Source organism: Nocardia sp. NPDC058244, assembly GCF_042882065.1.
In the GTDB taxonomy this organism is placed as follows: domain Bacteria; phylum Actinomycetota; class Actinomycetes; order Mycobacteriales; family Mycobacteriaceae; genus Nocardia.
The window spans coordinates 130,052-156,429 of record NZ_JBHVWX010000008.1; the positions used below are offsets into that span (position 1 = coordinate 130,052).

General features: G+C 69.9%; 27 protein-coding genes. 16 read left to right on the forward strand and 11 right to left on the reverse strand.

The window, feature by feature from the left end; genetic code table 11:
* Window positions 1-61 precede the first annotated feature (61 nt).
* The gene (locus tag ACFVW6_RS25160) at window positions 62-1,414 is read left to right on the forward strand and encodes a cation:dicarboxylate symporter family transporter (RefSeq protein ID WP_378823125.1); all 1,353 of its coding nucleotides are present in this window, start codon (window positions 62-64) and stop codon (window positions 1,412-1,414) included.
* Window positions 1,415-1,465: 51 nt separating this feature from the next.
* Here ACFVW6_RS25160 and ACFVW6_RS25165 read toward each other — a convergent pair whose 3' ends face one another.
* Both ACFVW6_RS25165 and ACFVW6_RS25170 read right to left on the reverse strand, forming a co-directional pair.
* The gene (locus ACFVW6_RS25165) at window positions 1,466-1,684 is read right to left on the reverse strand and encodes a DUF4287 domain-containing protein (protein WP_357343376.1); all 219 of its coding nucleotides are present in this window, start codon (window positions 1,682-1,684) and stop codon (window positions 1,466-1,468) included.
* Between the two features lie 78 nt (window positions 1,685-1,762).
* The gene (locus ACFVW6_RS25170; protein WP_378823122.1) at window positions 1,763-2,212 is read right to left on the reverse strand and encodes a DUF4267 domain-containing protein; all 450 of its coding nucleotides are present in this window, start codon (window positions 2,210-2,212) and stop codon (window positions 1,763-1,765) included.
* 87 nt (window positions 2,213-2,299) lie between these two features.
* On the opposite strand from ACFVW6_RS25170, the gene ACFVW6_RS25175 reads away from it, so the two are divergent.
* Together ACFVW6_RS25175 and ACFVW6_RS25180 are read left to right on the forward strand one after the other, a co-directional pair.
* Entirely contained in the window at window positions 2,300-2,875 is a 576-nt protein-coding gene (locus tag ACFVW6_RS25175; protein WP_355276171.1) for a TetR/AcrR family transcriptional regulator, read from the forward strand.
* 96 nt (window positions 2,876-2,971) lie between these two features.
* Window positions 2,972-4,441, forward strand: coding sequence for a phytoene desaturase family protein (locus tag ACFVW6_RS25180; protein ID WP_378823121.1), 1,470 nt, complete (start codon window positions 2,972-2,974; stop codon window positions 4,439-4,441).
* Window position 4,442: 1 nt separating this feature from the next.
* On the opposite strand, the gene ACFVW6_RS25185 is transcribed toward ACFVW6_RS25180, so the two are convergent.
* The 8 genes from ACFVW6_RS25185 to ACFVW6_RS25220 all read right to left on the reverse strand — a co-directional run bounded on the left by ACFVW6_RS25185 (window position 4,443) and on the right by ACFVW6_RS25220 (window position 11,857).
* Window positions 4,443-5,375, reverse strand: coding sequence for a cation diffusion facilitator family transporter (locus ACFVW6_RS25185; protein ID WP_378823119.1), 933 nt, complete (start codon window positions 5,373-5,375; stop codon window positions 4,443-4,445).
* 116 nt (window positions 5,376-5,491) lie between these two features.
* Window positions 5,492-6,412 (reverse strand): cation diffusion facilitator family transporter, encoded by a 921-nt coding sequence (locus ACFVW6_RS25190; RefSeq protein WP_355276167.1) that lies wholly within the window; start codon window positions 6,410-6,412, stop codon window positions 5,492-5,494.
* An 82-nt stretch (window positions 6,413-6,494) separates the two neighbouring features.
* Complete coding sequence (gene manA / locus ACFVW6_RS25195) at window positions 6,495-7,715, reverse strand: mannose-6-phosphate isomerase, class I (protein WP_355276166.1); 1,221 nt, start codon at window positions 7,713-7,715, stop codon at window positions 6,495-6,497.
* Window positions 7,715-8,938 carry a tobH protein gene (locus ACFVW6_RS25200; RefSeq protein WP_355276164.1) on the reverse strand — a complete coding sequence of 408 codons (1,224 nt, stop codon included), beginning with the start codon at window positions 8,936-8,938 and terminating at the stop codon, window positions 7,715-7,717. Before ACFVW6_RS25200 ends, manA begins: the two co-directional genes overlap by 1 nt.
* Window positions 8,939-9,053: 115 nt before the next feature.
* The gene (locus ACFVW6_RS25205) at window positions 9,054-10,433 is read right to left on the reverse strand and encodes a phosphomannomutase/phosphoglucomutase (RefSeq protein ID WP_378823116.1); all 1,380 of its coding nucleotides are present in this window, start codon (window positions 10,431-10,433) and stop codon (window positions 9,054-9,056) included.
* Between the two features lie 102 nt (window positions 10,434-10,535).
* Window positions 10,536-10,910 (reverse strand): DUF3499 domain-containing protein, encoded by a 375-nt coding sequence (locus tag ACFVW6_RS25210; protein ID WP_355276550.1) that lies wholly within the window; start codon window positions 10,908-10,910, stop codon window positions 10,536-10,538.
* Window positions 10,911-10,994: 84 nt separating this feature from the next.
* Window positions 10,995-11,477 carry a metallopeptidase family protein gene (locus ACFVW6_RS25215; protein WP_218718623.1) on the reverse strand — a complete coding sequence of 161 codons (483 nt, stop codon included), beginning with the start codon at window positions 11,475-11,477 and terminating at the stop codon, window positions 10,995-10,997.
* Window positions 11,478-11,623: 146 nt separating this feature from the next.
* A complete protein-coding gene (locus ACFVW6_RS25220) occupies window positions 11,624-11,857 on the reverse strand; it encodes a WhiB family transcriptional regulator (RefSeq protein WP_133733920.1) in 234 nt (77 codons plus the stop codon).
* Between the two features lie 500 nt (window positions 11,858-12,357).
* On the opposite strand from ACFVW6_RS25220, the gene cofD reads away from it, so the two are divergent.
* From cofD to ahcY, 9 genes are all read left to right on the forward strand, one after another.
* On the forward strand, window positions 12,358-13,344 hold the full coding sequence (gene cofD / locus ACFVW6_RS25225) for a 2-phospho-L-lactate transferase (RefSeq protein ID WP_355276160.1): 987 nt from the start codon (window positions 12,358-12,360) through the stop codon (window positions 13,342-13,344).
* Window positions 13,341-14,687: a coenzyme F420-0:L-glutamate ligase gene (locus ACFVW6_RS25230; protein ID WP_378823114.1), complete on the forward strand. Its 1,347-nt coding sequence runs from the start codon at window positions 13,341-13,343 to the stop codon at window positions 14,685-14,687. Before cofD ends, ACFVW6_RS25230 begins: the two co-directional genes overlap by 4 nt.
* On the forward strand, window positions 14,684-15,208 hold the full coding sequence (locus ACFVW6_RS25235) for an NUDIX hydrolase (protein ID WP_378823112.1): 525 nt from the start codon (window positions 14,684-14,686) through the stop codon (window positions 15,206-15,208). Before ACFVW6_RS25230 ends, ACFVW6_RS25235 begins: the two co-directional genes overlap by 4 nt.
* A 195-nt stretch (window positions 15,209-15,403) precedes the next feature.
* Complete coding sequence (locus tag ACFVW6_RS25240; RefSeq protein ID WP_378823110.1) at window positions 15,404-16,639, forward strand: alkane 1-monooxygenase; 1,236 nt, start codon at window positions 15,404-15,406, stop codon at window positions 16,637-16,639.
* Window positions 16,636-16,809, forward strand: coding sequence for a rubredoxin (locus ACFVW6_RS25245; protein WP_218718627.1), 174 nt, complete (start codon window positions 16,636-16,638; stop codon window positions 16,807-16,809). Before ACFVW6_RS25240 ends, ACFVW6_RS25245 begins: the two co-directional genes overlap by 4 nt.
* Window positions 16,806-16,988: a rubredoxin gene (locus tag ACFVW6_RS25250; protein WP_189026616.1), complete on the forward strand. Its 183-nt coding sequence runs from the start codon at window positions 16,806-16,808 to the stop codon at window positions 16,986-16,988. Before ACFVW6_RS25245 ends, ACFVW6_RS25250 begins: the two co-directional genes overlap by 4 nt.
* Entirely contained in the window at window positions 16,985-17,653 is a 669-nt protein-coding gene (locus ACFVW6_RS25255; RefSeq protein ID WP_355276152.1) for a TetR family transcriptional regulator, read from the forward strand. Before ACFVW6_RS25250 ends, ACFVW6_RS25255 begins: the two co-directional genes overlap by 4 nt.
* Before the next feature lie 224 nt (window positions 17,654-17,877).
* Complete coding sequence (locus tag ACFVW6_RS25260; protein ID WP_357343398.1) at window positions 17,878-18,933, forward strand: alkane 1-monooxygenase; 1,056 nt, start codon at window positions 17,878-17,880, stop codon at window positions 18,931-18,933.
* 80 nt (window positions 18,934-19,013) lie between these two features.
* Window positions 19,014-20,495 (forward strand): adenosylhomocysteinase, encoded by a 1,482-nt coding sequence (gene ahcY, locus ACFVW6_RS25265; protein ID WP_357343400.1) that lies wholly within the window; start codon window positions 19,014-19,016, stop codon window positions 20,493-20,495.
* Window positions 20,496-20,559: 64 nt separating this feature from the next.
* Here ahcY and ACFVW6_RS25270 read toward each other — a convergent pair whose 3' ends face one another.
* A complete protein-coding gene (locus ACFVW6_RS25270) occupies window positions 20,560-20,817 on the reverse strand; it encodes a hypothetical protein (RefSeq protein WP_355276149.1) in 258 nt (85 codons plus the stop codon).
* A gap of 271 nt (window positions 20,818-21,088) precedes the next feature.
* Here ACFVW6_RS25270 and ACFVW6_RS25275 point away from each other — a divergent pair, with 271 nt between their 5' ends.
* The 4 genes from ACFVW6_RS25275 (at window position 21,089) to lpqB (ending at window position 26,355) form a co-directional block, all read left to right on the forward strand.
* The gene (locus ACFVW6_RS25275; RefSeq protein ID WP_378823106.1) at window positions 21,089-21,736 is read left to right on the forward strand and encodes a dTMP kinase; all 648 of its coding nucleotides are present in this window, start codon (window positions 21,089-21,091) and stop codon (window positions 21,734-21,736) included.
* Between the two features lie 77 nt (window positions 21,737-21,813).
* Window positions 21,814-22,491: an MtrAB system response regulator MtrA gene (gene mtrA, locus ACFVW6_RS25280; protein ID WP_019048752.1), complete on the forward strand. Its 678-nt coding sequence runs from the start codon at window positions 21,814-21,816 to the stop codon at window positions 22,489-22,491.
* A gap of 124 nt (window positions 22,492-22,615) precedes the next feature.
* Window positions 22,616-24,547: an MtrAB system histidine kinase MtrB gene (mtrB, locus tag ACFVW6_RS25285; RefSeq protein ID WP_378823103.1), complete on the forward strand. Its 1,932-nt coding sequence runs from the start codon at window positions 22,616-22,618 to the stop codon at window positions 24,545-24,547.
* Window positions 24,544-26,355: an MtrAB system accessory lipoprotein LpqB gene (lpqB, locus tag ACFVW6_RS25290; protein WP_378823102.1), complete on the forward strand. Its 1,812-nt coding sequence runs from the start codon at window positions 24,544-24,546 to the stop codon at window positions 26,353-26,355. The genes mtrB and lpqB overlap by 4 nt, the downstream gene beginning before the upstream one ends.
* The last annotated feature ends 23 nt before the right edge of the window (window positions 26,356-26,378 follow it).

The following is a 26,378-nucleotide window of genomic DNA, read 5'->3' on the forward strand; positions in this document are numbered from 1 at the left end:
GTCTTGAACGTTATGCACCAAATGTGATGGGAGTCACAGTGGTTCCGGATGATTGTGCGCCATGAGCACAACCGCCGCACCATCGCGGAAACGCGACCATACCCATTGGCTGTACATCGCGGTGATCTTCGCGGTCCTTGCGGGCATCCTGGTCGGCCGGCTGGCGCCGGAATTCGGTCAGTCGCTGGCGCCGCTGGGCACCCTGTTCGTGAACCTGATCAAGATGATGATCGCACCCGTCATCTTCTGCACGATCGTCCTGGGCATCGGATCGGTGCGCGCGGCCGCCACCGTCGGCAAGGTCGGTGGCCTGGCCATCGCCTATTTCCTGGCGATGTCGACGGTCGCGCTCGGCATCGGGCTCGTCGTCGGGAACCTGATCGAGCCGGGCACCGGACTGGGCGCGAGCACCGCGGGCGCGGGCGCGAAGTACGCCGAGCAGGCGCACGGCGCGGGTGGCACCTGGGACTTCATCCAGGCCATCGTGCCGACGACGCTGGTGTCGTCGCTGACCGCGGGCAGCGTGCTGCAGGCGCTGTTCGTCGCGCTGCTGGTCGGGTTCGCGGTGCAGGCGATGGGGGAGGCGGGCGCGCCGATCCTGCGGGTGGTCGCGCTCGGGCAGAAGCTGGTGTTCCGGATCCTGTCGATGATCCTGTGGCTGGCCCCGATCGGCGCGTTCGGCGCGATCGCCAACGTGGTGGGCCGCACCGGCTGGTCGGCGGTGGTGCAGCTGGCGACGCTGATGATCGCGTTCTACCTGACCTGCCTGGTGTTCGTCTTCGGCGTGCTCGGGGTGGTGCTGCGACTGGTCTCGGGGGTGTCGATCCTGAAGCTGTGCCGGTACCTGGCGCGCGAGTACCTGCTGATCGTGGCGACCTCGTCCTCGGAGTCGGCGCTGCCGCGGCTGGTGGCGAAGATGGAGCACGCGGGCGTGGAGCGCACGACGGTGGGTGTGGTTGTGCCGACCGGTTATTCGTTCAATCTCGACGGCACCGCGATCTACCTGACCATGGCCTCGATCTTCATCGCCGACGCGATGGGCAAGCCGCTGAGCCTGGGGGAGCAGATCGGCCTGCTGCTGTTCATGATCATCGCGTCCAAGGGCGCCGCGGGGGTCACCGGCGCCGGCCTGGCCACGCTCGCCGGTGGCCTGCAGAGTCACCGTCCGGAACTGCTCGACGGTGTCGGCCTGATCGTCGGAATCGACCGCTTCATGTCCGAAGCCCGTGCGCTGACGAACTTCTCGGGCAACGCGGTCGCCACCCTGCTCATCGGCACCTGGACCAAGACCGTCGACGCCGACCGCGCCCGCCGCGTCCTCGATCGCGAACTGCCCTTCGACGAGGAGACGATGGTCGACGATCATCCGGTCGACCTCGCGAAACCGGCGCCGAAACCCGTTCCGGTGTCGTGACCGACGCGAAAGGCCCCGCGGTGCTCGCGGGGCCTTCCGGTGGGCGTTCGATCAGGCGCGCGCCCACTTGTCCGGGTTCAGGTGGTACTGCACCAGGGCGGTGGCGTGCCCGTGGCCGAGACCGTGCTCGGTCTTGAGCCAGGTCACCAGCGCCGCGTGCTTGGTCTCCGTGGCCGCGCCGAGGAGGGTCAGCCACTCGTCGACGGTGCGGCCGTACTTGGCCTCGATGGTGGGGAAGTAGGACGCGGGGCCGTGCGGTGCGTTCGCCATGGTGGTTCCTCCTCGGTGGTTGCTCGTTGTCGGTGAAGACGGTGGGGCGGCGCGGAATTCATCGCGGAGTGACCGGCGTCACGCCGCGACGGCGACCCGCTGGTCGACGGTGGTGGTGCCGGTGCGGTGCTCGCGGAGCAGCAGTCCGCCGGCCAGGGCGACGAGCACGGCCGTGAAGCCGTGGATGCCGAAGGCGGCGGCGGGGGAGCCGTCCCAGCTCAGCACCGTGAGCATGTCGCCGGCCGGGATCAGGGCCAGCACCAGCATCGTGATGCCGAGCGCGAAGCGCTGGCGGGTGGCCAGTAGCGCGATGATCAGGAGGCCGCTGACGGTATCGCGCACGCCCTTGAGATTCAGGAAGGCCACCGCGTCGCCCTGGGGCCAGGTGGGCAGGCCGAAGCCGGTGGCGATGGTCTCCGGGGTGATCAGGTAGCTCAGGCCGATGTAGAGGATGAACGCCGCGCCGAGTGCGGAGAGGGCGGTGGCGGTGCGCGAGACGGTCATGGTGTGCTCCTGGGTCTGTTCCACGTTGCTCTGAAATCTAGCGTTGCTAGGTGATGGGAGAACGATAGCGTGCGCCCCGCTCTTTTGTCTAGCGTTGCTAGAATTTCGAGCATGAGCACGCAAACCCGTAGGGAACGTGAACGCGCCCAGCGACATCAGCAGATCATCGACACGGCCAGGGAGCTGGCCGAGGCGGAGGGCTGGGACGCGGTCACCATCCGCAAACTGGCCGACCGCATCGAGTACAGCCAGCCGGTGCTCTACAGCCACTTCGCCAACAAGGCCGCCATCGTCGGCGCCGTCGCTCTGCAGGGCTGCGTGGAACTGGCCGAGCAGGTGCGCCTGGCCAGGGAGAGCGCGACCGACCGCACCGAGATGTTCGACAAGGTCGCCCGCGCCTACCTCGACTTCGCCGCCGCCAACCCGGCCCGCTACGACGCGATCTTCGTGCTCACCACCGATCTCACCTTCGGCCTGGACGCCCCGCAGCCGCTGCGCGACGCCTTCGCCGGCCTCGAGGCGATGTTCAGCTCGGGCGCCGAGGGTGACGAACTCGGCGCGCGCACCGAGGTGGCCTGGGCTTCCATGCACGGCATCGCCACGCTGGAACGCAGCGGCAGGCTGCGCCCGGAACTGCGCGAGCGGCGGATCGCCCTGCTGGTCGAGAGCTGGGCCGCGTTCGCCTGAGGTGACCGACGACTCGTCGGCGGCGGTCCGCGCGCCGCGTAGGTTGGAGTCGACGGCGCAGGTCGCCCGCGGCGACCGAGGGCGAAGGGACAGCGGATGGCTGAGGTCGTGGTAGTCGGGTCGGGGCCCAACGGCTTGGCCGCGGCGGTGATCGCGGCGCGCGCCGGGCTCTCGGTGCGGGTGCTCGAGGCTCAGGAACAGCCGGGCGGCGGGTCACGGACCGCCGAGCTCACCCTGCCGGGCTTCCACCACGACATCTGCGCGGGCGCCCATCCGATGGCGTTGGCCTCGCCCTTCTTTCGCGCCTTCGACCTCCCGGCGCACGGCGTCGACCTGCTGACCCCCACCATCTCCTACGCGCACCCGCTCGACGGCGGCAGCGCCGGGTTGGCGTGGCGCAACCTCGAATCCACGATCGCCGATCTGGGTCGCGACGGCCCGGCCTGGCGCGCGCTGTTCGGTCCGCTGGTCGAGCACTGGCCCGACGTGGTCGACCTGGCCATGTCGGATCTGCGGCATCCGCCGACCCGGATTCCCACCGCCGTCCGCTTCGGCCTGCGCCTGCTCGAACAGGGATCGCCCCTGTGGAACAACCGCTTCCACGACGAGGTCGCGCCCGCGCTACTGACCGGCGTGGCCGCCCACGCGATCACCCCGCCGCGCGCGCTGCCCGCGGTCGGCGCCGCCCTGCTGCTCGGCACCCTGGCCCACGCGGGCGGCTGGGTGATTCCGCGCGGTGGCAGCCAGGCGATCCCGAACGCGCTGATCGCTGAGCTGGAACGGCTCGGCGGCGAGATCGTCACCGGACACCGGGTCGACGACTTCGCCGAACTGGCGCGGGCGCGTGCCGTGCTGTTCGACACCTCGCCCGCCGAACTCCTGCGCATCGCCGGGGATCGCCTGCCCTCGCGGTATCGCGAGCGCCTGGGCCGGTTCCGCTACGGCGGGGCCGCCTGCAAGGTCGACTTCGCGCTGTCGGGTCCGGTGCCGTGGACCGCGCCGGGCTGCGAGCTGGCGGGCACCCTGCACCTGGTCGGTACCCGCGCCGAGGCGATGCGCGCCGAACGCCGCGTCGCCGCGGGCGAATTCGCGGAGCGACCGTATGTGCTGGCGATCCAGCCCGGCGTCGTCGACCCCACCCGGGCCCCCGAGGGCAAGCACACCTTCTACACCTACGCCCACGTCCCCAACGGCTCCGACCGCGACATCAGCGAGACCGTGATCGCCCAGGTCGAGCGGTTCGCCCCCGGCTTCCGCGAGCTGATCCTGGCGAAACACGTGACCCCGGCGGCCTTCATGCCCGCGCACAACGCCAACTACGTCGGCGGCGACATCTCCGCGGGCGCGATGACCCTGCGCCAGACCGCCTTCCGCCCGCTGGCCCGCTGGAACCCGTACGCGACCCCGATCCCCGGCACCTACCTGTGCTCGTCGTCGACCCCACCCGGCCCCGGCGTGCACGGCATGCCCGGCCTGCACGCCGCCCGCCACCTGCTACGCACCCGCTTCGGCATCGTCACCGACCCCCTCGACCTCCTGCGCGGCGCGGCCCCCGCCTACCACTGAATCAGGGTGTCGCGCGGACCGATTCGGGCCGGAAGACGTCGGGTTCCAGGTAGACGGTGCAGACGTGCGGCGCTGCCACCCGGATGCGGTGGTCGGCGTCGTCGATGGCCGCACCCACCTCGCTGATGTCGAGCCCGGGGCGCATCGCGATCTTGGCGTTCACCAGCAGATCCTCCGGACCCAGGTACTGGGTCTGGATCCGGACGACCCGCACGATGCGGGGATCGGCGAGCAGGGCGCCGCGCATCGCGGTGTCCTCCTTGGCCGTGGCGCCCTCGCCGATGAGCAGGCTCTTGGTCTCGACGATCAGCACGATCGCGTTCACGCCGAGCAGCAGGCCGATCAACAGGGTGCCGATGCCGTCCCACACCCCGTTGCCGGTGAGCATCGTCAGGCTCACCCCGGCCAGCGCGAATACCAGGCCGATCAGCGCGCCCAGGTCCTCGAGCAGCACCACCGGCAGCTCGGGATTGCGGGTGGTGCGGATGAAATGCCACCAGCCGCGCTCGCCCTTCAACGGCGCGGACTGCTTGCGCGCGGTGCGGAAACTGAAGCCCTCGAGCACCATCGACACCAGCAGGATCACGATCGCGACCGACGGCGACTCGATCCCGTGCGGGGACATGATCTTGTGGATCGCCTCGTTCACCGCGAACAGCGAGCCCATGGTGAACAGCACCAGCGCGACGACGAACGAATAGAAGTACCGGTTGCGCGAATACCCGAACGGGTGCAGCGTGTCCGGATCCCGGCCCGCCCGATGCTGCCCGACCAGCAGCAGCGCCTCGTTGGCGGTGTCGGCCACCGAGTGCACGGCCTCGGCGAGCATCGACGACGAGCCGGTGATGAACGCGCCGATGAACTTCGCGGTCATGATGCCCGCGTTCGCCGCCAGCGCGGCGACGATCGCGATCTTGCTCTCTCCACCGGCCATGGCACCGAACCGTACCCGCTCGACCGCGCCGGACCACTCCGGCGCGAGGACGTGTCGACCGACGCGAATCGCCGCCGTCCCGGGCGGGACGACGGCGATTCGGTACGCCGGACGGATCAGACGGACTGGGTCCGGTACAGATCGGGCTCCAGGTAGATCAGCCGCGCGGTGGGCACCGCGGCGCGCACCCGCACCTCGGCGGAGTCGATGGCCTCGGCGATGTCGGCGATATCGAGATCCGGCGCGATCGCGACCTTGGCGGCGACCAGCATCTCCTCCGGGCCCAGGTACTCGGTCTTGAGGTGGATCACCGAGGTGATCTTCGCGCCGTCGACCAGGTTGGCGCGGATGGCGTCGTCCTGCTCCGGGGTCGCGCCCTCGCCGATCAGCAGGCTCTTCATCTCCACGATCAGCACGACCGCGATGACGCCGAGCAGCACACCGATGGCCAGGGTGCCGATGCCGTCGAAGATCGGATCATCGGTGACCATGGTCAGGCCGACCGCGCCGAACGCGATCACCAGACCGATGAGCGCGCCGGTGTCCTCGAGCAGCACCACCGGCAGCTCGGGGCTGCGCGAGTTGCGGATGAACCGCCACCAGCTGGCGTCGCCCTTGAGCGGCCTGGACTCGCGGACCGCGGTGATGAAACTGAAGGTCTCCAAGCCGATCGCGATGCCGAGGATGACGATCGCGACGATCGGCTGACTCAGCTCCTCGGGATGCTGGATCTTGTGGATGCCCTCGTAGATCGCGTACACCGAGCCGAGGGTGAACAGCACCAGGGCGACGACGAAGGAGTAGAAGTAGCGATTGCGCCCGTACCCGAACTGATGCAGCTCGTCGGCGTCCTTGGCCGCCGCGCGCTGACCGAACAGCAGCAGACCCTGGTTGGCCGTGTCGGCGACCGAGTGCACCGCCTCCGCCATCATCGACGCCGATCCGGTGATCGCCGCGCCGACGAACTTCGACACCGCGATTCCCGCGTTGGCCGTCAACGCGGCGATGATCGCCTTCTTGCCACCACCAGCCGACATACCCGGCCCGCCCTTCTCTCCGCTGTACACGCTTGTGCCCGCAACAGCCTAAGGGGAGGGGCGTGAAAAGTGCGCTTCGGTGTCAGTTCCCGGCGCCGACGCAGGCGCTGAACAGCTGCGCGGCCCCGCCGATCGCGCGGGCCTTGATCTCGGTGTCGGCCGCGGAGATCCACGCCGCGCTGCCGCACGCGATGGTGAGCGCGCGCCCGTTCTGGGACAGCTCGACGGTGCCCTCGGTGCACAGCACGATGCCGGGCCCGGCGTCGGCCAGCGCCACCGGCTCGGCGTCGGCGGACAGATCGAACCGGCACAGCGCGAACTCCGGTGCGGGCGTGCGATACCGGACGCCACCGTCGGCACCGAGCTCCGGTTCGATCACCGGCAGGTCGATCGGCTCGAAGTCGAGCACCCGCAGCAGTTCCGGCACGTCGACGTGCTTGGGGGTGAGGCCGCCGCGCAACACGTTGTCGGAGTTGGCCATGATCTCCACGCCGACGCCACGCAGGTAGGCGTGCAGGTTGCCCGCGTCGAGGTAGAGGGCCTGGCCCGGCTCGAGCGTCAGCCGGTTCAGCAGCAGCGCGGCCAGCACGCCCGCGTCGCCGGGGTAGGCCTCGGCCAGCTCCAGCGCGGTGCGCACCTCGGCGGTGAAGGCGCGATCGCCCTTGCCGGACAGGTAGCGCACGCAGCCCTCGAGCACCGCGGGCAGCAGCGCCGACAGCGCCGCCGCCGGCAGCGTGATCCAGGTGGTGAACAGGGTACGCAGCCCGGCCGAATCGGGCTGGGCGGCAAGCAGTTCGCCGTAGATGTTGAGGCCGGGCACGTCCAGGGCGCGCAGCAGGTCGACGGTGCGGTGCGGGTCGCGGAATCCGGCCAGCGCCTCGAACCGGCCCAGCGCCACCACGAGTTCGGGCTTGTGGCTGTCGTCGCGGTAGTTGCGCATGGGCGAGTCCAGCGGGACCCCGGTGCGGTTCTCCCGTTCGAAGCCGGCCCGCGCCTGCGCCGAGCTGGGGTGGGCCTGCAGCGACAGCGGTTCCTCGGCGGCGAGGATCTTCAGCAGGAACGGCAGCCGGGTGCCGAAGGTGTCGGCGACGGCGCCCAGTTCCCGCGCCGGATCGGCGGCGACGACCTCGAGCAACGAGCGGGTGCCGTCGGCGACCTTCACGTGGGCCGGGTCGGCGGGATGGGCGCCGAACCACAGTTCGGCTTCCGGATGCGCCGACGGCACCGGCCGACCGCACAGCTGAGCGAGCGCGGTGCGCGATCCCCAGGCGTAGGAACGCAGCGCACCAACGAGTTCCTGCACTAGTAGCGTCCCCCGTCGTGGTATGGGTCCGGGCCGGGCGCGGCCGGGCCGCGCGCCCCCGTCAGCCGGAGGTAGGCAGCGGCCATGTCAAGGCGCAAGGCCAGCACCGCCAGCTGCTCGATCTCGCTGCCGTGTCCGCCCCCTGCGGCGGAGGTGGCGGCGGCGCTGTCCGTGGTCGGGGCCGACCCCGGCTCGGCCAGCTGGGTCTGCAGCACGTCGACGTCGGCGTGCACCAGATCGGCGTCGACGAGCCCGCCGCCGACACCGTCGAACACCGCCAGCTTGCGCCGCGCGGCGGCCTGATCGGGATGCACGCTCAGCGCGAGCACCCGCACCCGGTCGACCGGGGCCGGACCGTCGAGTTCCTCGTCGTGGAAGAGCGGATCGAAACCCGGTGCGGCGCCACCGGCCGCCTCGGCCAGCCGCCCGACGGCGGCGACCGTGTCGGCCAGATCGGCGGCCGCGGCGAGCCTGCCCGCCGACTGCAGCAGCACCTCGGCGCCGTGCCCGGCCAGCTCGACCGCCGCGGGGGAATCCCCGGCGAGGACGACGCCGACCCCGTGCATCCGCGCGGCCAGCGTCTTGGCCGGATTGTGGAAGACCTCGTTGTGCGGGCCGTCGCGCAGCGCCTCGGCGTCGAGCATGTCGGCGAGTTCGGTCAGGTCGGGGGTGGCGGGCACGCTGCGCTGGGCGTCGACCCCGCGCAGCACCGCGATGCCGACGGCGAGGAACCGCAGCAGCCGGTTGTGGTCGAGGACGGGCACGCGCGGTTCGAGCACGGTCGCGCGACCGGCGGCCACCGCGCGCAGCGGACCCTCGTTGGGCGCGGCGACGATGACCTCGGCACTGCGGCGCAGCGCGCGGTCGACGGCATCGATCAGGCGCGGGTCGCCCGCGTCGTCGCCGGCCACCAGCACCACGTCGAGCGGACCGACCCACGGCGGCAGCGCGGTGACGGGCACGATCGGCAGCCCGGCCCGGTCACCGAGGGTGGCGACCAGCAGGCCGGCGGCGCGGGCCGCCCGGCCCGAACCGGAGACGAGGACCAGGCTGCGCGGACGCAGCTCGGCGAGGCGTTCGGTGAGCGAGGTCTCGGCCACCGCCGCGGCCGTGGCGCGGACCTGCGCGCCGCCCGAAGCCGCCGAACGCAAGGCGCCGCCGGTATCGGCCGCCTCCAGCGACGCGGCATCGTCGAGGTCGAATACGGGTGTGCCAGCGATCATCGCCGATCCCACCTCCCCTCATCGCGCTGTGTCGTCTGCCGGCGAGCCGTCGGCGAATACCAGGTCTGTGATTCCACTATTCCAGTCGGCACCGGTACTGGTTTCATTTTCCCAGTCAGGCGCGGACGATGCTCAGAATCTCGGTCACGAGTGCGTTTACTTCGGCCTGCGATCCGGCTTCGACGTTGAGTCGAAGCAGCGGTTCGGTATTCGAGGCGCGCAGATTGAACCAGGCGTGGTCGCCGAGGTCGACGGTGACGCCGTCGAGGCGGTCCACCGAGACGGTCCGGTCGGCGAACGCGGCGAGCACCGCGGCGGTGCGCTCGGCGGCGTCGGCCACGGTCGAGTTGATCTCGCCGGAGGCCGCGTAGACGTCGTAGGCGGCCATCAGCTCCGAGACCGGACGCTGACCCTCACCGAGGGCGGCCAGCACGTGCAGCGCGGCCAGCATGCCCGAATCGGCACCCCAGAAATCGCGGAAGTAGTAGTGCGCGGAGTGCTCGCCACCGAAGACCGCGCCCTCCGACGCCATCTCCTGCTTGATGAACGAGTGACCCACCCGGGTGCGCACCGGCTTGCCGCCCAGCTCCTCCACCAGCTCGGGCACCGCGCGCGAGGTGATCAGGTTGTGGATGATCGTCGCGCCCGGCTCCTTGGCGAGCTCACGCTGGGCCACCAGCGCGGTGATCGCGGACGGGGAGACCGGCTCGCCGCGCTCGTCGACGACGAAGCAGCGGTCGGCGTCGCCGTCGAAGGCCAAACCGATGTCGGCGCCGCTGCGGCGCACCAGCTCCTGCAGGTCGACCAGGTTCTTCGGGTCGAGCGGGTTGGCCTCGTGGTTGGGGAACGAGCCGTCGAGTTCGAAGTACAGCGGCACGACGGTGACCGGGCCGAGCGTGCCGAGGACGGCGGGCACGGTGTGGCCGCCCATGCCGTTGCCCGCGTCGACCGCGATGGTCAGCGGGCGGATGTCGTCGAGGTCGACCAGCTCGCGCAGGAAGCTCGCGTAGTCGGCCAGCAGGTCGGTGCTCGTCTCGGTGCCGGGCGTGCCGTCGAAGGCGGGCACGCCGGCGACGATCTCGGCCGCGATGGTGGCCAACCCGGTGTCCTGGCCGACCGGCAGCGCGTTCGCGCGGCACAGCTTGATGCCGTTGTAGCGGGCCGGATTGTGGCTGGCGGTGAACATGGCGCCGGGGCAGCCGAGCTTGCCCGAGGCGAAGTAGAGCTGGTCGGTCGAGGCCAGGCCGATGTGCACCACGTCAAGGCCCTGGGCCCGCACGCCCGCGGCGAAGGCCGCCGACAGTTCGGGGGAGGACTCGCGCATGTCGTGGCCGATCACGACCCGGGTCGCGCCTTCGGCGCGCATCAGCCGGGCGAAGGAGGCGCCGACATCCCCGACGAATCCTGCATCGATCTGTTCGCCCACTACCCCGCGGACGTCATAAGCCTTGATCACGGCGTTCACGAGTTCGCCAGAGCGCGCGACAGTCGTCATGGTTCTCACCCTAGTGGTGCGCGCCCGGCGGTTCCGCATGTACCTGGGCGCGGGGACGGTGACCAGCGGATTTCCGGTCCGGTTTCGCGAGGAGCGGACGGCCTACGGGTCGGGGAGGACGCGCAGATGGCCGCGGCGGCCGGTCCGCGTGGTGCGCGGCGGCGGGGTCGAGCTGTCGCGGTAGCCGGGCTGATCGGCGTCGGCGGGGCGGCGGCGCAGGCCCGCTTCGCGCACGGCCTCGGCCAGTGCGGTCAGATCGTCGTCGTCGGGTGTGCTCGAGGAGAATCCGCCTTCGTGGCGCACCAGTTCCCAGCCCTTGGGGGCGGTGATGCGGCAGGCGTGGGTCTCGCACAGATCCCAGGAGTGCGGTTCGGCGACGGTGGCCAGTGGTCCGACGACGGCGGTCGAGTCGGAGTACACATACGTCAGCGTCGCTACAGCCGGGTTCTTGCAGCCGGGTCGGCAGCAACGACGCATGGGGATCACGACGTCGAGATTAGCCCTCCGGCCCGCAAAAGTGGATACGGACACGCGGTGATACGTCCCGTTATCGGCGGGTCGTTATTCGGGCTCGGGATCGATCAGGTCCGGGTCGACGCCGAGATAGGTGGCGATCTGCTGGACGAGGACCTCGCGCAGCAGCTCCACGAGATCGTCCGGATCGGCGGCGCGCAGTTCCAGCGGCTTGCGGAACAGCACCACCCTGGCGCGGGTGGCCGCGCCGTGCCGGTCGACGCCCGCGGGGATCAACCGCGACAGCGGCACCGGCCCGTCGGCCACCACCTCGTCCGGCCAGGTGACCGAATCAGGGTGCAGCGGACGGATTTTCGGTACATCGTCGACGGCGATGTCGAGCTTGGTGAGGCGATCGTGCCAGCGGGTGTCCAGCGGGGCGAAGGCCTCGAGCACCAGCCGGTCGAATTTCTGCCCCCTCGTGCGCCACGCGGGAACGGTGGGCGGGAGCATGGGTCCACGGACACCACGGCCGCGGCGGGTCACCGAGCGGGCGGTGGGCGCCGGGGTATGACGCCGGGAACGTGCCATGGGAGTCGTCCACCTTTCTCGCGTGCACTTGGTCGTGCCCGTCGAGCCTGGGGACGGCGCGACTACTGGGCGTGCGCCCGAAGCACCGACGTACTGCGCCTGCGTGCTCCGGGCTGGAGCCTCAGAGTCTACTTTCGAACATTCTCTCAGCCGATTCCGCGCTTCAGCCTGCGACGCTCTCGTTCCGAGAGACCGCCCCAGATACCGAAACGTTCGTCGTGCGCCAGTGCGTATTCCAGGCACTGATCGCGCACCTCGCAGCCCAGGCAGATGCGCTTGGCCTCGCGGGTCGAGCCGCCCTTCTCGGGGAAGAACGCCTCGGGGTCTGTCTGAGCGCACAGAGCGCGCTCCTGCCACTGCTCTTCGATGGACTCGAACATCTCGTCGAAGCCCGTCACGACCAGACTCAGCCGGGGGGCCGCGACTTCGCTTACCACGTCCGGTTCCGGCCAGCTCGTGTCGGCGCAGACAGCGTGAGCTGCGCCTGCTGTGGAATCGGTCGGCGAGACCATGTCTTCGGTCATCGTTCCGCCTCCTCACTATGTGTTAGCGCAGAAAGATTCTTTCCGCCGGGCCAACGCGGACCCCGACGGCCGAACACCGCGATGTAGTCTCGCGGGCTTCCCCGAACCTGTCTTCCGGCGAGCCAACACCCTCTCGCAAACGCCCCCGCGCTATGCCCTATCGCGGTGACCGGAATGACATGTCTGTGATTAGACACGCCGCACTCGCCGGTGGTCAACCCGCCGTCACCCTTCCGTTACACTCCGCACCCGCCTTTCGTTTTGATCTTGTTATGTGCTGTGGCAAATGACCAGCAACTTTGCCGTAATTCGCCGCGAAATCAATCGGCAACCCCCACCGCTTAGGCTGTGACCCTGTGACTGCACAACACGCGGTGCGCGAGCCCAAGATCGCCGTTCTGGTCGGCGGCGTCGGCGGTGCACGGTTCCTGCAAGGCGTCAGGCAGCTGCTGCCCGACGCCGACATCTCCGCCATCGTCAACGTCGGCGACGACGTCTGGATGCACGGGCTTCGCATCTGTCCCGACCTCGACACCTGCATGTACACCCTCGGTGGCGGCATCGACCCCGAGCGGGGGTGGGGCCACGCGAACGAGACCTGGCACGCGAAAGAGGAGCTGGCGAAGTACAACGCCCAGCCCGATTGGTTCGGCCTCGGCGATCGCGATATCGCCACCCATCTCATCCGCACCGAGATGCTGCGCGCCGGATATCCGCTGTCCGCGGTCACCGAGGCGCTGTGCAATCGGTGGCAGCCGGGCGTGCGCCTGATTCCGGCTACCGACGATCGCTGTGAAACCCACGTGGTCGTCAGCGATCCCGACAACGCCGGCGAACGTCGCGCGATCCACTTCCAGGAATGGTGGGTGCGCTACCGCGCGGCGCTCCCGACGCACGGATTCGCCTCGATCGGTGCCGAACAGGCCGCCCCGGCCCCGGATGTGACCGAAATCATAGCGTCCGCCGACGCCGTGTTGCTGGCCCCGTCGAACCCCGTCGTGAGCATCGGCGCGATCCTCGCCGTGCCCGGGATCAGGGGCGCGTTGCGCACCACCGAGGCCAAGGTCATCGGCCTGTCGCCGGTGATCGACGGAAAGCCGTTGCGCGGCATGGCCGATGAGTGCCTGTCGGTGATCGGCGTGGAATCCACCGCCGAGGCGATCGGGCGGCACTACGGCGCCCGCTCGGCCACCGGCATCCTCGACGGCTGGCTGGTGCACTCCACCGACACCGCCGACGTGCCCGGCGTCGAGGTGCGCAGCGTGCCGCTCCTGATGACCGACCCCGAGGCCACGGCCGAGATGGCCCGCGCCGCACTGGAATTGGCGGGAGTGAAGCCGTGAGCGTACTGCCCGACCACGCGGCCGACGAGCTGCGCATCCTGCCGGTGACCGGCCTGCCGGAGTTCCGGCCCGGCGACGACGTCGCCGAACACCTTGCCGCACAGGCGCCGTGGCTGGCCGACGGCGACGTCGTCGTGGTCACCAGCAAGATCGTCTCCAAGGCCGAGGGTCGCATCGTCGCCGCGCCGACCGATCCGGAGGAGCGCGACACCGCCCGCCGCAAGCTGGTCGACGACGAGGCGGTGCGGGTGCTCGCCCGCAAGGGCCGCACCCTCATCACCGAGAACCGGCTCGGCATCGTGCAGGCCGCGTCCGGCGTCGACGGTTCGAACGTGGCCGAGGGCGAACTGGTGCTGCTGCCGACCGATCCCGACGCCAGTGCCAAGTCGCTGCGGGCCGCGCTGGCCCAGCGGCTCGGGGTGAACGTGGCCGTGGTCATCACCGACACCATGGGCCGGGCCTGGCGCAACGGCCAGATCGACGCCGCGATCGGCGCGGCCGGGCTGCGCGTACTGCACGACTACGCGGGCGCGGTCGACGGCCAGGGCAACGAACTGCATGTCACCCAGGTGGCCGTCGCCGACGAACTCGCCGCCGCCGCCGATCTGGTCAAGGGCAAGCTCGGCGGCGTCCCGGTCGCGGTGGTGCGCGGCCTGGTGACCGACGACGACGGATCGAGCGCGGCGGCGCTGCTGCGCGGCGGCATCGACGACCTGTTCTGGCTCGGCACCGCCGAGGCGATCGAGATGGGCCGCAAAGAGGCTGTGCCGCTGCGGCGTTCGGTCCGTGCCTTCGCCGACGAGCCGGTCGACCCGGAACGGATCAGGGCCGCCGTCGCGGTCGGGCTGACGGCGCCCGCACCGCATCACACCCGTCCGGTGCGCTTCGTCTGGCTGCGCAAGCCGAAGCTGCGCGCCCAGCTGCTCGAGGCGATGGCCGAGCAGTGGCGGGCCGATCTGGCCGCCGACGGGCTCGACCCCGAGCGGGTGGAGCGCCGGGTCGCGCGCGGGCGCATCCTGTTCGACGCCCCCGAGGTGATCATCCCGTTCTGCGTGCCCGACGGCGCGCACGACTATCCCGACGCCCGCCGCCAGGCCGCCGAACAGACCATGTTCACGGTCGCGGTCGGCGCCGCGGTGCAGGGCCTGCTGGTGGCACTCGCCGCCGACGGCCTCGGCAGCTGCTGGATCGGGTCGACGATCTTCGCCCCCGAGCTGGTCCGCGAGACCCTGGGCCTGGACGAGGACTGGATGCCGTTGGGCGCCATCGCGATCGGTGTGCCGCTCGACGAACCCGCGCCGAGGACGGTCGGCTCGCCGGGCGCGGGCCTGGTCGAACTGTGAGCGCGGAGTCGCTGCACGCCTCGGCCACCGAGCTGCTCACCGACTGGCAGCCGGAGTCCGGCCAGGACCGGTCGCTGCGTGAGGCGATGCTGGCGTTTCTCGGTTCGGCGCCGCGTGGGTGCCTGCGCGAGCACGCGCCGGGGCACATCACCGCCTCGGCGATCGTGCTCTCGCACGACCGCAGCGAGATCCTGCTGACCCTGCATCCGCGGGTGGGCCGCTGGATCCAGCTCGGCGGGCACTGCGAGCCGGGGGACGAGACGGTCGCCGACGCCGCGCTGCGCGAGGCGGTGGAGGAGTCGGGCATCACGGACCTGCGGCTGACGCCGGGTCTGTACGGCGCGCAGGCGCACCCGATCACCTGCTCGCTCGGGGTGCCGACGCGGCACCTGGACCTGCTGTTCGAGATCGTCGCGCCGCCGGGCGCGGTGCCCGTTCGCAGCGCCGAGTCGACGGATCTGCGGTGGTGGCCGGTGGCCGGGCTACCGGCCGGCGCCGATGTCCTGCTGGTGGGCGTATAGGACCCTGAATAGGTCTCCGACCTGCGATGACAGCGATCGTGCCCAGGTGGGCACGGTCGCTGTTCCGTTATCCGACTGTTGCAGCTTTACAAATCTGCGAATTTGTCTAGACGCCGGACAAATCGGGACCTATCGTCTGTGACAGAGAGTTACGCACATCACAGGTGTGAGGTGTGTCGCAGGATGGAGACGACGATGTCGACAGATGCCAACGCGTCCGAACAGCGGGTGGCGCCCCCGCAGTGGCGCGATTCCAAGCGCTATCTCTGGTTGTGGGGCCTGTTCGCCCCGACCGGGTTGTTCACGATCGCGATCCCCCTGATCTGGGGACTCAACCAGCTCGGCTGGCACCGCCTGGCCGAAGTGCCGTTCTGGCTCGGACCGGTGCTGGTGTACATCGTGATCCCGATCGCGGACCTGTTCTTCGGGCCCGACGGCGACAATCCGCCGGACGAGGTGATGGAGTACCTGGAGAACGACAAGTACTACCGCTACCTGACCTACCTGTACCTGCCGTTCCAGTACGCCTCGCTGATCTTCGCCTGCTACATCATCACCGCGCCGAACCTGCACTGGCTCGGCTTCCCCGGCGGGGCCAACGTGGTGGACAAGATCGGCATCGCGATCAGCGTCGGCATGATCGGTGGCATCGGCATCAACACCGCGCACGAACTCGGCCACAAGAAGGTCGAGCTGGAGCGCTGGCTCGCGCGCATCGCGCTGGCGCAGTCGTTCTACGGGCACTTCTACATCGAGCACAACCGCGGGCACCACGTCCGCGTCGCCACCCCCGAGGATCCGGCCAGCGCCCGCATCGGCGAGACGTTCTGGTCGTTCTGGCCGCGCACGGTGTGGGGCAGCTTCCGCTCGGCCTGGCATCTGGAGAAGGAGCGCCTGCACCGGCTGGGCAAGAGCCCGTGGACACTGCGCAACGACGTGCTCAACGCCTGGGCGATGTCGGTGGTGTTGTGGCTCGGTCTGATCGCGGTGTTCGGCATCGAGGTGCTGCCGTATCTGATCCTGCAGGCCGTCGTCGGGTTCAGCCTGCTCGAGTCGGTGAACTACCTCGAGCACTACGGCCTGGTCCGGCAGAAGACGGCGACCGGGCGCTACGAGCGGCCCGCGCCCGAGCACAGCTGGAACAGCGACCACATCGTCACCAACATCTTCCTGTACCACCTGCAGCGGCACAGCGACCACCACGCGTACCCCACCCGCCGCTATCAGACGCTGCGCAGCTGGGACGGTGCGCCCAACCTGCCCAGCGGCTACGCGAGCATGATCCTGATCGCCTATTTCCCGCCCATCTGGCGCAGGGTGATGGACAAGCGCGTGCTCGCGCACTACGCGGGCGACGTCACCCGCGCCAATATCGAACCGAAGCATCGCGGGCGGGTGCTCGCCCGGTACGGACAGGAGAATCCGGCATGAGTGCGTACCGCTGCCCGGTCTGTGATTATGTCTACGACGAAACGAAAGGAGCCCCGCGAGAGGGATTTCCGGCCGGCACGCCCTGGGCGTCGGTTCCCGACGACTGGTGCTGTCCGGACTGCGGGGTGCGGGAGAAGATCGACTTCGAGGCGGTAGGAGTATCGCGGTGACCGAGTACAAGCTCTACCAGTGTGTGCAGTGCGGGTTCGAATACGACGAGGCGCAGGGCTGGCCCGATGACAACATCGCCCCCGGCACCAAGTGGGAGGACATCCCGGACAACTGGACCTGCCCCGACTGCGGCGCGGCCAAGTCCGACTTCTTCATGGTCGAGATCGAACGTTCGTGAGCGTCGCGGGCACGCCGCGTACCGGATCGCGCATCCCGTACCAGGAGGCCGCGCGGGAATTGCTGCGCAGCTCCGTCCTGGACGGGATGCGCGAACTGCTCACCGAGCGTGATTGGTCCAAGATCACGCTCGGTGACGTCGCGGCGCGCGCCGGCGTCAGCAGGCAGACGCTCTACAACGAGTTCGGATCGCGCGCCGGTCTGTCGCAGGCCTACGCGCTGCGGCTGGCCGACGAACTCGTCGACCATGTGCGCGAGGCGCTCGACGACAATGTCGGCGACGCCCGCGCCGCCATCCGGGTCGGCATGACCGGGTTCTTCCTGTCGGCCGCGGCCGACCCGCTGGTGCGCTCGCTGCTGGCCGGGGAGATGAAGCCGGACCTGCTGCGGCTGATCACCCTCGACGCGGGCCCCCTGCTCGAACACGCCACCGCGCGGTTGGGCGTGGTGTTCCAGCGCAGCTGGGTCGACGCCACCGACGCGGAGGCCGATGTGCTCGCGCACGCCCTGGTGCGGATCGCGCTGAGCTACATCCCGAACCCGCCGGTGCCGGAGCGGGACGCGCCCGCCGAGATGAGCGCGCTGCTGAGTCCGTACGTCGAAGCGATCGTGCAGGTACGCGGCATCCGGGCACCGCTCGGTGACGGCGATCACTCCGGTGTCTGATCGGCTCTGATTCGCCACCGTGTAACCGTCACCACGTTTGGCGGCGTGACTCTGTGTAACGCGCCTACGGTCTGTCAGTATTCACATCGGTCGGCGATTAGTTTTTTTACAGCGGAGCGTGCGTGCAAACGGTTGGCAAACCGGGGGGATTTCGTGATCCCAAACGGTATCTATGGGCCTTGGGCTTGATCGCTCCCGCGTCGGCACTGTTGCCCTCCCAGCTCGTGTACCACACGAAGGCCGAAGTGCTCTGGTGGATCGGGCCGGTGATCGTGCTCATCGCCATTCCGGTGCTGGACTGGATCGTCGGCGAGGACGGCAACAATCCGCGCGACGAGGACTACGAAGCGCTCTCTTCCGACCGGTACTACCGGTGGTGCACCTACCTGTTCCTGCCCGTGCAGCTGATCGGTCTGGTGATCGCCTGCGCGATGTGGGCTGGCGACGATCTGGACGTCGTCGACAAGCTCGGGCTGGCCGCCACCGTCGGCTTCGTCAGCGGGATCGGCATCAACGCCGCCCACGAATTGGGGCACCGGGTCGAGAGTGCTGAAAGATTGCTGTCGAAGATCGCGCTCGCCCAGTCCGGGTACGGGCACTTCTTCGTCGAGCACAATCGCGGCCATCACGCCCGGGTCGCGACCCCTGAGGATCCGGCCAGCGCCCGGCTGGGGGAGTCGCTGTGGGAGTTCTTGCCGCGCAGTGTGATCGGCGGCTTCCGCTCCGCCATCCAGCTCGAGCGAGCCCGGCTGGCCAGGCAGGGCCGGGGCTGGTGGAGCACCAAGAACAACATCCTGCAGGCGTGGTCGATGAGCGCGGTGCTGTTCGGTTCGCTGCTGCTGGCGTTCGGGCCCGCGATCGCGCCCTGGCTGGTCCTGCAGGCCGTCATCGGCTTCGGACTGCTGGAGGCCGTGAACTACGTCGAGCACTACGGACTGCTGCGCGCCCGCAAGCCCAACGGCCGCTGGGAACGCTGCTCCCCGCGTGACAGCTGGAACAGCGACCGCCTGGTCACCAACATCTTCCTGTTCCATCTGCAGCGCCACAGCGACCATCACGCCAACCCCGGCCGCCGCTATCAGACCCTGCGTTCCACCGAGGAATCGCCGCAGCTGCCCGCCGGCTACGCCACGATGCTGCTGCTGGCGGCGGTGCCGCCGCTGTGGCGCGCGGTGATGGACCCCAAGGTGGCCGCCCATTACGGCGGCGATCTGTCGCTGGCCAATGTCGCGCCGCCCAAGGAGCGGCGTTTGCTGGCCCGATACCGCGCCGCGGCCTGACCGCCGCCCGCCGAGGACCGGGAAACGGGCGGGCGCGCACGCGGTAGCCTTGCCTCGGTACTGACTACCAGGAGAGGCTGATGACGACCTCAGAACTTCCCGCGCGCACCGAGCTGACCGCTGACGTTCGCAACGGCATCGATTACAAGGTGGCAGATCTCTCGCTGGCCGAATTCGGCCGCAAGGAGATCCGCCTCGCCGAGCACGAGATGCCCGGCCTGATGGCTCTGCGCCGCGAATACCACGATGTGCAGCCGCTGAAGGGCGCGCGCATCTCCGGATCGCTGCACATGACGGTGCAGACCGCCGTCCTGATCGAAACGCTCGTCGCTCTGGGCGCGCAGGTGCGCTGGGCTTCGTGCAACATCTTCTCCACCCAGGATCACGCGGCCGCGGCCATCGTCGTCGGGCCCAACGGCACCGTCGACGAGCCCAAGGGCACCCCCGTCTTCGCCTGGAAGGGCGAGACGCTGGAGGAGTACTGGTGGGCCGCCGAGCAGATGCTCACCTGGCCGGGCGAGCCCGCCAACATGATTCTCGACGACGGTGGCGACGCGACCATGCTCGTGCTGCGCGGCGCGCAGTTCGAGAAGGCCGGCGTGGTGCCGCCCGAGGACGCCGACCACTCGGCCGAGTACAAGGTGTTCCTCAACCTGCTGCGCGAGAGCCTCGAGGCCGACAAGACCAAGTGGAGTGTCATCGCCGACGCGGTCAAGGGCGTCACCGAGGAGACCACCACCGGCGTGTTGCGGCTGTACCAGTTCGCCGCCGCGGGTGAGCTGGTGTTCCCGGCGATCAACGTCAACGACTCGGTCACCAAGTCGAAGTTCGACAACAAGTACGGCACCCGCCACTCGCTGATCGACGGCATCAACCGCGGCACCGACGTGCTCATCGGTGGCAAGAAGGTGCTGATCTGCGGCTACGGCGACGTCGGCAAGGGCTGCGCGGAGTCGCTGGCTGGCCAGGGCGCGCGCGTGCAGGTCACCGAGATCGACCCGATCAACGCCCTGCAGGCGCTGATGGACGGCTACGACGTGGTCACCGTGGAGCAGGCGATCGGCCAGGCCGACATCGTCATCACCTCGACGGGCAACAAGGACATCATCACCCTCGAGCACATGAAGGCGATGAAGGACCAGGCCATCCTCGGCAACATCGGTCACTTCGACAACGAGATCGATATGGCCGCGCTGGAGCGCTCGGGCGCCCACCGCCTCGAGATCAAGCCGCAGGTCGACCTGTGGACCTTCGACTCGGGCAAGGCGATCATCGTGCTGTCGGAGGGTCGCCTGCTGAACCTGGGCAACGCCACCGGCCACCCCTCGTTCGTCATGTCGAACAGCTTCTCCAACCAGGTCATCGCGCAGATCGAGCTGTGGACCAAGCCGGAGGAGTACGACAACGAGGTCTACCGGCTGCCCAAGCACCTGGACGAGAAGGTCGCGCGCATCCACGTCGAGGCACTCGGCGGCACGCTGACCAAGCTCACCAAGGACCAGGCCGAGTACATCGGCGTGGACGTGGAGGGCCCGTACAAGCCGGAGCACTACCGCTACTGAGCCGCTGAACGAACGATGGCCCGTCGACCTGATGGTCGGCGGGCCACCGTCGTGTTCGGGGGGATCAGACCAGCAGCAGGCAGACCGGCAGCGGGATGACGGCTTCCAGGAGGGCGCAGGCGGCGAGTTCGGCCGCGGAGCCCGCCGCGGCGGAGCCCGCCTCGGCCGAGCCGCTGAGCAGGGCGGCCGAGCCGCTGCGCGCGTGGTCGCCGCGGCCGATGGGGTCGGCCGTCGGCGCGGCGGTCGCGACGCCGGAGCCCGCGAGGGCGATGCCGAGCGCGGCGGCGGCCACGGCGGCGCGGAGAACGGTTCGGTTGAGCATGATGACTCCTGGATCGAGCGGCCCGGCGCGGGCGCTGGGTTGGCGTGCGCCCCGGTAGCCCGGACGGAGCCGATCCGCCGAGGACTCTGGAATGAGACCACTTCAGACCGTTGCCGGGAGGTGAAACGGGTAATCCGGTCGCCATCGGCCCGGCGCGTCGGACGACACAGCGCTCGGGCGCCCGGCTCGTCGTCGCGCCGCGGCGGTCGCCGGTGATTCCGGGGTGGGGCCTGCGCGGTTCGCCGCCCCCGGCCGGGTAATCTCACCGCTCATGGGCGTGCTGATTGCGGTGGAAGGCCTCGACGGCGCCGGTAAACGGACGCTGATCGACGGGCTGATCGACGAATTGTCGGGAAAGGGGCTGCGGGCGGGCCGCCTGGCCTTTCCGCAATACGGCCGATCGATCCACGCCGATCTGGCCGCCGAGGCCCTGCGCGGCGGGCACGGCGACCTCGCCGAGTCGATCAACGCGATGGCGATCATGTTCGCCCTCGACCGCGCCGACGCGAGCGCGGAGCTGTCGAACCTGTTGGACGCCAACGACATCGTCGTCCTGGACCGCTGGGTGGCCTCCAACGCCGCCTACTCCGCGGCCAGGGCCGGGCAGGACGCCGACGGTGAAATCGTGGCCTGGGTGGGCGATCTGGAGTTCGGCAGGCTGGCCCTGCCGGTCCCGGACCTCACCGTCCTGATCGACCTTCCCACCGAGGTCGCGGCCGAACGTGCCCGCCGCCGTGGTGAACTCGACACCGCCCGCGCCCTGGACGCCTACGAGCGCGACGGCGGCCTGCAGCACCGCACCGGGGAGGTCTATCGTGAGCTGGCCGACCGCGACTGGTTCGGTCGCTGGTGGACATACCGATCCGATGACGATAGGCCCGCCCTACTCACCCTCTGCTCGGAAATCTTTGCCGGATAAGGTTGGATACGCGACGGGTTCACATCATTAATGGCGTGGCAGCCCGATCCTGGCCTGGGAGATGACAACATAGGACTATGAAGCCCAAGATTCTGGTCGTCGACGACGATATGGCACTCGCTGAGATGCTGACCATCGTCTTGCGCGGGGAAGGGTTCGACCCGCACGTGGTCGGCGACGGCACGCAGGCCCTGTCGGCGGTGCGGGAGATCCGCCCCGACCTGGTGTTGCTGGACCTGATGCTGCCCGGGATGAACGGCATCGACGTATGCCGTGTGCTCCGGGCCGATTCCGGCGTTCCGATCGTGATGCTCACCGCCAAGACCGACACGGTCGACGTGGTGCTCGGTCTGGAGTCCGGTGCCGACGATTACATCGTCAAGCCGTTCAAGCCGAAGGAACTCGTCGCCCGGGTGCGCGCGCGGCTGCGCCGTACCGAGGACGAGCCCGCCGAGCTGCTCTCGATCGCCGACATCGTCATCGATGTGCCCGCGCACAAGGTGACCCGCGGCGGCGCGCAGATCTCGCTCACCCCGCTGGAGTTCGACCTGCTGGTCGCGCTCGCGCGCAAGCCGCGCCAGGTGTTCACCCGTGAGGTGCTGCTCGAACAGGTCTGGGGCTACCGGCACGCCGCCGATACCCGCCTGGTCAACGTGCACGTGCAGCGACTACGCGCCAAGGTCGAGAAGGATCCGGAGAACCCGGAGATCGTGCTGACCGTCCGCGGAGTCGGCTACAAGGCCGGACCGCCGTGATCGGTACCTGTGAGGCGCCGCTGTGACCGACGGTCGACCTGCCGGTACAGCGTCAGCGCCTCCAGCGCACGACGGACGTGCGCACACCTTCGTCACGCAGTTGCGGCGATGGGCGGCCCCGGTCATGGCCTGGTTCCAGGCTGTCGGGACCGCGCTGGGCCATCTCTGGCGCCGGTCGCTGCAGCTGCGTGTCATCGTGTCCACGCTGACCCTCTCGCTCATCGTGATCACGATCCTCGGTGTCGTGCTCACCGGTCAGATCACCGACCGGCTGCTCGAGGCCAAGATCAACGCCGCCGTCGAGGAGATGGATCGTGCCCGCAGCACGATCGAGGGCAAGCTCTCCGGCGTGCACGACGCGAACAGTCAGCAGCAACAGCTCGCCGACGCCCGCGCCGCGCTGTCCAGCCGTGGCGGCACCGGCCAGTCCAGCGGCGCCGCCGGTAGTTTCGACTCGGCGCTGGCGATGGTCGGCGGCACGCCACCGCAGGAACTCACCACCGGCCCCATCTCGGAGGTGCCGCAGGAGCTGCGCCGCTTCGTCCAGCGCAACCAGGTCTCCTACCAGTTCACCACCGTCGCCGACCCGGACGGCTATCGCGGGCGCGCGCTGATCATCGGCAGCCCGAGCGCCGAGGTCGCGACCCTGGAGATCTACCTCATCTTCCCGCTGGCCAGCGAGGAAGCGAGCTTGTCGCTGATGCGCGGCACGATGCTCATCGGCGGCGTGGTGCTGCTGGTGCTGCTCGCCGCGATCACCGCGCTGGTGACCAGGCAGGTGGTGCTGCCGATCCGGTCGGCGGCGCGGATCGCCGGTCGCTTCGCCGACGGCAGGCTCAAGGAACGCATGCTGGTGCGCGGCGAGGACGACATGGCCCGCCTCGCGCAGGCGTTCAACGAGATGGCCGAGAGCCTGTCCAACCAGATCACCCAGCTGGAGGAATTCGGCAATCTGCAACGCCGGTTCACCTCCGACGTCAGCCACGAGCTGCGCACCCCGCTGACCACGGTGCGCATGGCCGCCGACCTCATCCACGGCTCCAGCGACGATCTCGATCCGGCGCTGGCCCGCAGCTCCGAGCTGCTGGTCAACGAGCTGGATCGGTTCGAGGGCCTGCTCAACGACCTGCTCGAGATCTCCCGGCACGACGCCGGTGTGGCCGAGCTGCAGGTGGAATCGCTCGACATGCGGATGTGCGCGCGGGCGGCGATCTCCACGGTGCGGCACCTGGCCAAAGAGGCCGGGGTCGAGGTCGTCATCGATCTGCCCGAGGAGCCGGTCGTCGCCGAGGTCGACCCCCGTCGCGTCGAGCGCGTGCTGCGCAACCTGCTCGCCAACGCGATCGACCACAGCGAGGGCAAGCCGGTGCTGATCCGGATGCGCGGCGACGGCGAGGCCAACGCGGTCGCGACCGTCGTGCGCGATCAGGGTGTCGGTCTGCGGCCGGGTGAGGAGAAGCTCGTCTTCAACCGGTTCTGGCGCTCGGACCCGTCGCGGGTGCGGCGCTCCGGCGGCACCGGACTCGGCCTGTCGATCAGCGTCGAGGACGCCAATCTGCACGAAGGCAGGCTGGAGGCGTGGGGCGATCCCGGCGTCGGCGCCAGCTTCCGGCTGCTGCTGCCGATGGTGCGCGGCCGCAAACTGGGCGCGAGCCCGCTGGCCCTGGAACCGATGCTGCGCAAGGTCCCCGCGCTCCCCGAGGCCGAGCCCGAACCGGTCGAGCCCGAACCCGGCGACGGCGAGTCGACCGAGCCGGGCGACCTCCGGACCGAGCCGACGGGTCCGAGCGCGATCCAGACCGAACCCGCGGGGTCGCCCGCGATCCACCAGGATCCGGCGGACTCCGGCGCGATCCGGACCGAGCCAAGCGGCTCGGCAGTGAGTCCGGCCGACCCGGGCGAGACCGGTGCCACCGAGGGAATGCACACCGAGCCCGGCGGAGGGGCAGACTCGAAGGCAGCACCCGTGGACACCGACGCGCCGCCCGCGTCGAATGGGCTAGCCGGCGCCGACGACCAGCCGATGTCCACCGAGACCGGAGACCGACAGTCATGACGAACGTGCGGGGTGAGCGCTGGGGGCGGCGGGCCGCCGCGCTGGTCGCGGCCGTGCTGGCCGGCGTGCTGGTGCTGAGCGGGTGCGCCAGCCTGCCGGAGTCCTCGGCGCCGCAGGCCCTCGGCACGATCAACCGCGCGCCGACCTCGGAGGGCCCGCCGCCGCCGACCTCCGGCCGCGACCCCGACCTGCTGGTCGGCGACTTCCTGGCGGCCAGCGCCGACCCGGCCAACCGGCACGCCGCGGCCCGCCAGTACATGGCCGCCGACACCGCGGGCGAATGGAACGACGAGGCGGGCATCACCATCGTCGATCGCCCCGACACCCTGCGCGAATCGCGGTCCGGCGACAAGGCCAGCTACGTGATCCGCGCCCGCAAGGTCGGCGAGCTGGCCGGGGACGGCAGCTACCGGGCGGTCGAGGGCACGCTCGAGAACAAGATCGAGATGAGCAAGATCGACGGCGAGTGGCGGATCACCGAGCTGCCCGACGGCGTCGTCATGGACTCCACCGCGTTCGACAAGTCCTATCGCCGCTACGTCCTGCAGTACGTCGATCCGGGCAGTTCCGTGCTGGTCCCGGACCCGCGCTGGATCTCGGTGCCGCGCGCCCAGCTGACCGAGCGGCTGGTCGGCATGCTCGGCGCGGGCGCGCAGTCGGCGATCGCGCCGGTGGTGCGCAATCAGCTCGCGCAGCCGGTGACCGTGCGCGGCCCGATCACCAAGGCCAGCAACGAGCCGGGCGAGGTCGGCATCGGCATCGGCGGCGTCCGCATCGATTTCGCCGGGATCGGCCAGCTCGGGCCGAAGGAGCGCGAACTGCTCGCCGCGCAGGTGGTGATGACCCTGTCCGGCGCCGACATCCTCGGCCCGTACGTGCTGCTCGCCGACGGTAAACCGCTCGACGACCGGTACGCCAACGGCTGGTCCGTCGCCGACCTCGACCAGTACAGCGCGTCGGCCCCCGGCCAGAACCGGATCGGCCTGCACGCCCTGCGCGACGGCACGCTGGTGCAGGTGACCCCGGATGGCATCGTCACCCCGAGTGGTTCCTTCGGCGAGGCGACCAATCTGCAGTCGGTCGGCATCTCCGCCGACGGCCAGTTCGTCGCCGCCGTCGCCGACACCGGCAGGCCCGCGCCCGAACCCGGCCGCACCCTGCTGATCGGCAACTACGGCGCCAAGGCCTTCGCCGTCGCCGAGGGCGCCACCATCGCGCGCCCGTCGTGGACCTCCGACGGCGGCGCCGCCTGGACGGTGCTCGACGGCGACCACGTCATCCGGGCGGTCACCGATCGCGCCACCGGCAACGTCTCGGTCCAGGACGTCGACACCACGGCCCTGTTCGAGGGCTCGGGATCGCCGCGTCCGCCGATCAGCGAGGTCGTGGTCTCGCGCACCGGTGTGCGGGCGGCGCTGATCGCCGACGGCCGGGTCTACGTCGCGGTCGTCGAACGCAGGCCAGACGGCAAGTACGCGCTCACCTCGCCGGTGCCGCTCGCGCTCGGGCTGAGCAGTCGCGCGGTCTCGTTGAGCTGGGTCACCGGCGACACGATCATGGTGGCGCGCGAGGGCAACGTCGACCCGGTCTTCACCGTCTCCATCGACGGGTCCCAGTTCTCCGCGGTGACCTCGCAGAACCTGACCCCGCCCGTGCGGGTGGTGACGGCCGCGCCCGCCACCCAGTACGTCGCCGACTCCCGTGCCGTTCTGCAACTGCAGACTGCCGACCCGGCCCGCAACGACCGCTTCTGGCGCGAGGTGCCCGGCCTGACCGGCGAACGCGTCGTCCCGGTGCTGCCCGGCTGAGTTGTCGGTGGGTGCTGTGATAC